Raw genomic sequence first — 5,835 nt, forward strand, 5'->3', positions numbered from 1 at the left:
CCGGGCGGGCTCCCGCGCCCGCATCGACGCCCTCCTCGTGCGCGGCGCGCGCGTGCGCTCGGCGCAGGTGCTCGACGCGGCGGGGGCGAGCGACCACGCGCCGCTCGTCGCCGAGCTGGAGGTGCCCGCCGCCTGACGGGCTCCTCACGCCCGACGGGCTGCGCACGCCATGACGGGGGCCTGCCCGACGGGGGACGGGCGCCGGGCGAGGAGCTCAGACCACGGCGCCGTCGTCGTCGTCGTGGGAGCGCGGCAGGCGCGCCACGAGGACGCCGAAGCCGCCCACGAAGGCGACCACGGCGGCCGCGACGACGAGGGCGGGGGCGTCCCGCCACACCAGGGCGCACAGCAGGAGCACCGCGGGCCCGGCCACCGCGCCGGCCCACGCGAGGCGCGTGACGAGCGGGGTCGGCGGCCCCGGCACCGGCTCGGGCGGGGTGAAGTGCTCCTCGCCGTCCCCGTCGCCGTCCCCGCGGCCCTTCACGTCGTCCGAGCCCGCCGGGGCCGACCGCCACGGGTCGTCCTCGCCCGGCGCGCGCAGGGGCACGTCGTCCCACCCGCGCGCCACCGGCCCGCCGGACGCCCGCGGGGCCGTGGGCTCGGGGCCCGGGCCGGGACGGGCGTCGGCCGCGTCCCCGACGTCGGGCCGGGGATCGGCGGAGCCGGCCCTGTCGGGGCGGGCCTGGTGGCGGTGGGCCTGGTCGGGGCGGGGCCCGTCGGGGCGGGTCTCGCCGCGCGGCGGGTCCAGCCGAGCGTCACCCGCCCCGCCGTCGAGCCCGTCCCCGCCGTCGACCTGCGGCCCGCCGCGCGGGTGCCCGGGCTCGGCCGCCGGCTCGCCCCAGCGGGCGACGATGTCGGCCCAGGCGGCGTCGACGTCGACCGGGTCCTCGCCGCGCCCGCCCGCGGCGTCCTCGGGGCGCCCGCTCACGCCACCGCTCCGGTGGGCGCCGCCCCGGTGGACCCCGCTCCGGTGGACCCCGCCCCGGTGGACCCCGCCCCGGTGGACCCGGCGACGTCGCGCGCGAGCCGCAGGGTCTCGGCGACGACCAGGGGCGCGTCGTGGTCGAGCGTCGCCACGTGGCCGCTGCGCGGGAGGCGGACGTCGCGGACGTCGCGCGAGGAGGTGGCGGTGCGCACGAGGGCGGCGCTGCTCGTCGGCACGACGCGGTCGTGCGCCGAGGACGCGACGAGCAGGGGCTGCCGAACGCGGGGCAGCTCCTCGCGCACGCCGGCCATGAGGCCCACGAAGGAGGACAGCGCGCGCAGGGGGACGCGGTCGTAGCCCACCTCGGTGCGGCCCTCGAGGACGACGTCGTCGGCGACCCCCGGCACGTCGCGGCGCAGGAGGCGCAGCAGCGGCAGCGCGGCGAGACGCGGGTCCCCGAGCAGCACGGCGGGGTTGACCAGCGCCAGCGCGTCGACGGAGGCGGCCTCGTGGACCGCGAGCCGCAGGGCGAGGGCACCGCCCATGGACAGGCCGCCCACGAGCACGACGTCGCACCGCTCGCGCAGGCGCAGCAGGTCGGCGCGGGCCAGGGCGTACCAGTCGTGCCACGTCGTCCGGTCGAGGTCGGCCACGCTCGTGCCGTGCCCGGGCAGGCGGGGCACGGCCACGTGCAGCCCGGCGGAGGCGAGGGCCTCGCCCCAGGGCCGCACGGAGGCCGGGCTCCCGGTGAAGCCGTGGAGGAGCAGCGCGCCGACCCGGGGGCGGTGCGCCGCGGGCGGGCCCTCCCACGGCTGCGCCCCCGCGACGACGAGCGGGTCAGGGGCGGAGGGACGGCCGCGGCGTCGTCCGGTCCGGGGGTCGCGCAGGGGCACGCCGTGATGGTCGCACGCGACCCGGGCGCCGGCAGCGCGCTGCCGGGGCCGGGCGGGGCCGCTGGGGAGCCGGTGACGACCGGTCCGGGCCGAGCCGCGCGCGGTGCGGCGCCCGCTGCAGCGCCTAGAGTCCTGCGCGCCCCGGGTGCCGGCAGGCGCCAGCAGGGAGGGTGCCGGCAGGCGCCAGCAGGGAGGGTGCCGGCAGGCGCCAGCAGGGGTCGGCAGGCGCCAGCAGGGAGGGTGCCGGCAGGAAGGGGTGCCGGACGGCGCCAGCAGGGGAGGGCGCCGACCGGCGCCGTCGGGCGAGGGAGGCCGCGGTGCTCTACTGGCTGCTCAAGCGGATGGTGCTCGGGCCCCTGCTGCTCACGCTGTACCGGCCGTGGGTGGAGGGGCGCCACCACGTGCCCGACCACGGCGGGGCGCTGCTCGTCAGCAACCACCTCTCCTTCAGCGACTCCATCTTCCTGCCGCTCGTGCTCGACCGGCGGGTCACCTTCCTCGCCAAGGACGACTACTTCACCGGCCGGGGCGTGCGGGGCCGGCTCACCGCCGGCTTCTTCCGGGGGGTCGGCCAGCTGCCGGTCGACCGCTCGGGTGGCGCGGCCGGGCTCGCGTCGCTGCGGACGGGTCTCGCCGTCCTGCGGCGCGGCGAGCTCCTCGGCATCTACCCCGAGGGCACCCGCAGCCCCGACGGGCGGCTGCACCGCGGTCGCACCGGTGCCGCGCGCCTGGCCCTGGAGAGCGGCGTCCCCGTCGTGCCCGTGGCGATGATCGGCACCGACGTCGTCCAGCCCGTCGGGCGCCTGCTGCCGTCGGTCCGACGCGTCGGGCTGCGCTTCGGCCCCCCGGTCGACCTCTCCCGGTACGCCGGCGGGGCCGACGACCGCTTCGTCCTGCGCGCGGCGACGGACGACGTGATGCGGGCGATCATGGCGCTGTCCGGCCAGGAGTACGTCGACGTCTACGCCCAGGTGACCAAGGACGCCATGGCGCGCCGCCGCGAGGCCGCCGAGCACGGCCGCGACGTCGACCTGCCGGCCGGCGGCGGGGCCCCGGGGGGCCTTGCGCCCGACGCCCCGGCCCCGCAGGCCCCGTCGGCTGACGCCTCGTCCGCCCACGGCCCGACCGCGCCGGCGTCGGAGCCCTCGCCGACCGGGAGCCCGGCGGCGCCCGACCGGCGCGCCGGGAGGGTGCGGCGCCGGGACCCGCGCGGTCGGTAGCGTGCCCCCGTGCCGATGACGACCCCGCCCGACGCCCCGAGGACGCCCCCGCGACCCTTCGGCGCCGTGCTGACCGCCATGGCCACGCCCCTCGGCGCTGACGGGGCCCTCGACCTCGACGGCGCCGCCCGCCTCGCGACCTCGCTGGTCGACGCCGGCTGCGACGGCCTCGTCCTCAACGGGACGACGGGGGAGTCGCCCACGACGTCCCCGGAGGAGAAGGCGCGCGTGGTGCGCGCCGTCCTCGAGGCGGTCGGCGGCCGCGCCCACGTCCTCACGGGCGCCGGCTCCAACGACACGGCGGGCAGCGTGGAGGCGGCGCGGGCCGCCGAGGCCGCCGGGGCCCACGGCCTGCTCGTCGTCACGCCGTACTACTCCAAGCCGCCGCAGGAGGGCCTGCTGGCCCACTTCCGCGCGGTGGCGGACGCGACCGGCCTGCCGGTGATGGTCTACGACATCCCCGGCCGCACCGCGACGCCGGTCGAGGTGACGACCCTGCGGGCCCTCGCCGAGCACCCCCGCGTCGTCGCCGTGAAGGACTCCAAGAACGACCTGCTCGCCGCCTCCCAGGTCATGGCGAGCACCGACCTCGCCTGGTACTCCGGTGAGGACGCCCTCAACCTCGCGCACCTCGCGCAGGGCGCCGCGGGCGTCGTCAGCGTGGTCGCCCACGCGGCGGCGGGCGCCTACCGGCAGATGGTCGACGCCGTCGACGCCGGGGACCTCCCGACCGCTCGGGCGCTGCACGTCCGGCTGCTGCCGGTCGTCGACGCCATGATGAACCGCACCCAGGGCGCCGCCTCGGCCTCGGCCGTCGCGCAGCTGCTCGGTGCCACCCCCCACCGCACCGTGCGGCTGCCCCTGGTCGCCCTCACCGGCGAGCAGCTGGAGCACCTGCGCGGGGCCCTGACGGAAGCAGGACTCCTGTGAGCCACCCCCACCCCGAGCTCGCCCCGCCGCCCCCGCTCGCCGACGGCGCGCTGCGCCTGACCGCGCTCGGCGGCCTCGGCGAGGTCGGGCGCAACATGACCGTCCTCGAGATCGACGGCAAGCTGCTCGTCGTCGACTGCGGCGTCCTCTTCCCCGAGGACCACCAGCCGGGCGTCGACCTCATCCTCCCGGACTTCTCCTCCATCGCCGACCGCCTCGACGACGTCGTGGCGGTCGTCCTCACGCACGGCCACGAGGACCACATCGGCGCGGTGCCCTACCTGCTGCGCCTGCGGCCCGACATCCCCCTCGTGGGCTCGACGCTGACGCTGGCCCTCATCGAGGCCAAGCTCCGCGAGCACCGGATCCGCCCGTACACGCTCACCGTGCGCGAGGGGCAGACCGAGCAGCTCGGCCCGTTCGCCACCGAGTACGTCGCCGTCAACCACTCGATCCCCGACGCGCTCGCGGTCATGGTGCGCACGGCCGCCGGCTCGGTGCTCATGACGGGCGACTTCAAGATGGACCAGCTGCCGCTGGACCGGCGCATCACCGACCTGCGCGCCTTCGCCCGGCTCGGGGAGGAGGGCGTCGACCTCTTCTGCGTCGACTCCACCAACGCCGAGGTGCCGGGCTTCACGATGTCCGAGCGCGAGATCGAGCCCTCGCTCGACCGCGTCTTCCGCACCGCCGAGCGCCGCATCATCGTGGCGTCCTTCGCCTCGCACGTGCACCGCGTGCAGATGGTGCTCGACGCCGCCGCCCGCTCCGGCCGCCGCGTCGCCCTCGTCGGCCGCTCGATGGTCCGCAACATGGGGATCGCCGCGGAGCTCGGCTACCTCACGGTGCCGGACGGCGTGCTCGTCGACGTCAAGGAGGTCGACTCCCTCCCCGACGCGCGCACCGTCCTCATGTGCACCGGCAGCCAGGGCGAGCCGATGGCGGCGCTCTCGCGGATGGCCAACAACGACCACTCCGTCCGGGTCGGGCGCGGCGACACCGTGGTCCTCGCCTCCTCGCTCATCCCCGGCAACGAGAACGCGGTGTTCCGGGTCATCAACGGCCTCACGCGCCTCGGCGCCAAGGTCGTCCACTCGGGCAACGCGCGGGTGCACGTCTCCGGCCACGCCAGCGCCGGCGAGCTCCTCTACTGCTACAACATCGTGCGGCCGAGGAACGTCATGCCGATCCACGGCGAGCACCGGCACCTGCACGCCAACGCCGACCTCGCCGTCGCCACCGGCGTGCCGCGCGAGCGCGTCGTCATCGCCGAGGACGGCGTGGTCGTCGACCTGGTCGACGGGGTCGCGCGCGTCGCCGGCGCCGTGCCGTGCGGCTACGTCTACGTCGACGGCTCGTCGGTGGGCGCCATCACGGACGCCGACCTCAAGGACCGCCGCATCCTCGGTGACGAGGGCTTCATCTCCGTCTTCGTCGCCGTCGACTCCTCCTCCGGGGCCGTCGTCGCCGGGCCGGAGATCCACGCGCGCGGTGTGGCCGAGGAGTCGGTCGTCTTCGACCAGGTGCGCGAGCAGGTGGTGCAGGCCCTCGAGCAGGCGGTCGCCAACGGCACCACGGACACCCACCAGCTGCAGCAGGTCGTGCGGCGCGTCGTCGGTCGCTTCGCCTCGGGGCGCCTGCGCCGTCGTCCGATGATCGTCCCGGTGGTCGTCAGCGCCTGAGGCGCCGCCCCGCGGCCCGAGAGGCCCTCCTCCGGCGAGGTGAGCAGGGGGCGCGGGAAGGGCCGCGTCGTCGCCGACGGTCCGACGCGCGACCTGCTCTCCGACGACGCGCTCCTGCGCGCCCACCGCCTGGAGCTGCCCTTCGGCCTGGACCCGCGCGCGCTGCCGCCGGGCTGAGGGGCGGC

Annotated in this window: 5 protein-coding genes and 1 pseudogene; 4 read left to right on the plus strand and 2 right to left on the minus strand. The window is 77.7% G+C overall.

The features are described from left to right. Window positions 1-214: 214 nt before the first annotated feature. Both HLB09_RS12030 and HLB09_RS12035 read right to left on the minus strand, forming a co-directional pair. Window positions 215-928 carry a hypothetical protein gene (locus HLB09_RS12030; RefSeq protein WP_171203607.1) on the minus strand — a complete coding sequence of 238 codons (714 nt, stop codon included), beginning with the start codon at window positions 926-928 and terminating at the stop codon, window positions 215-217. Then, complete coding sequence (locus HLB09_RS12035; RefSeq protein ID WP_212770981.1) at window positions 925-1,818, minus strand: alpha/beta hydrolase; 894 nt, start codon at window positions 1,816-1,818, stop codon at window positions 925-927. Before HLB09_RS12035 ends, HLB09_RS12030 begins: the two co-directional genes overlap by 4 nt. Before the next feature lie 317 nt (window positions 1,819-2,135). Between HLB09_RS12035 and HLB09_RS12040 the strand changes: the two genes are divergently transcribed. From HLB09_RS12040 to HLB09_RS12055, 4 genes and pseudogenes are all read left to right on the plus strand, one after another. Then, window positions 2,136-3,038: a lysophospholipid acyltransferase family protein gene (locus tag HLB09_RS12040; RefSeq protein ID WP_171203608.1), complete on the plus strand. Its 903-nt coding sequence runs from the start codon at window positions 2,136-2,138 to the stop codon at window positions 3,036-3,038. 15 nt (window positions 3,039-3,053) lie between these two features. Beyond that, window positions 3,054-3,968, plus strand: a complete 915-nt coding sequence (gene dapA, locus HLB09_RS12045; protein ID WP_171203611.1) for a 4-hydroxy-tetrahydrodipicolinate synthase — start codon at window positions 3,054-3,056, stop codon at window positions 3,966-3,968. Continuing rightward, complete coding sequence (locus HLB09_RS12050; RefSeq protein WP_171203609.1) at window positions 3,965-5,650, plus strand: ribonuclease J; 1,686 nt, start codon at window positions 3,965-3,967, stop codon at window positions 5,648-5,650. Before dapA ends, HLB09_RS12050 begins: the two co-directional genes overlap by 4 nt. A gap of 60 nt (window positions 5,651-5,710) precedes the next feature. Next, window positions 5,711-5,827, plus strand: a pseudogene (locus HLB09_RS12055) (cobalt ABC transporter ATP-binding protein); the annotation flags it as partial. Window positions 5,828-5,835 lie beyond the last annotated feature (8 nt).

Source organism: Pseudokineococcus marinus, assembly GCF_013004605.1.
GTDB classification, from domain to species: domain Bacteria; phylum Actinomycetota; class Actinomycetes; order Actinomycetales; family Quadrisphaeraceae; genus Pseudokineococcus; species Pseudokineococcus marinus.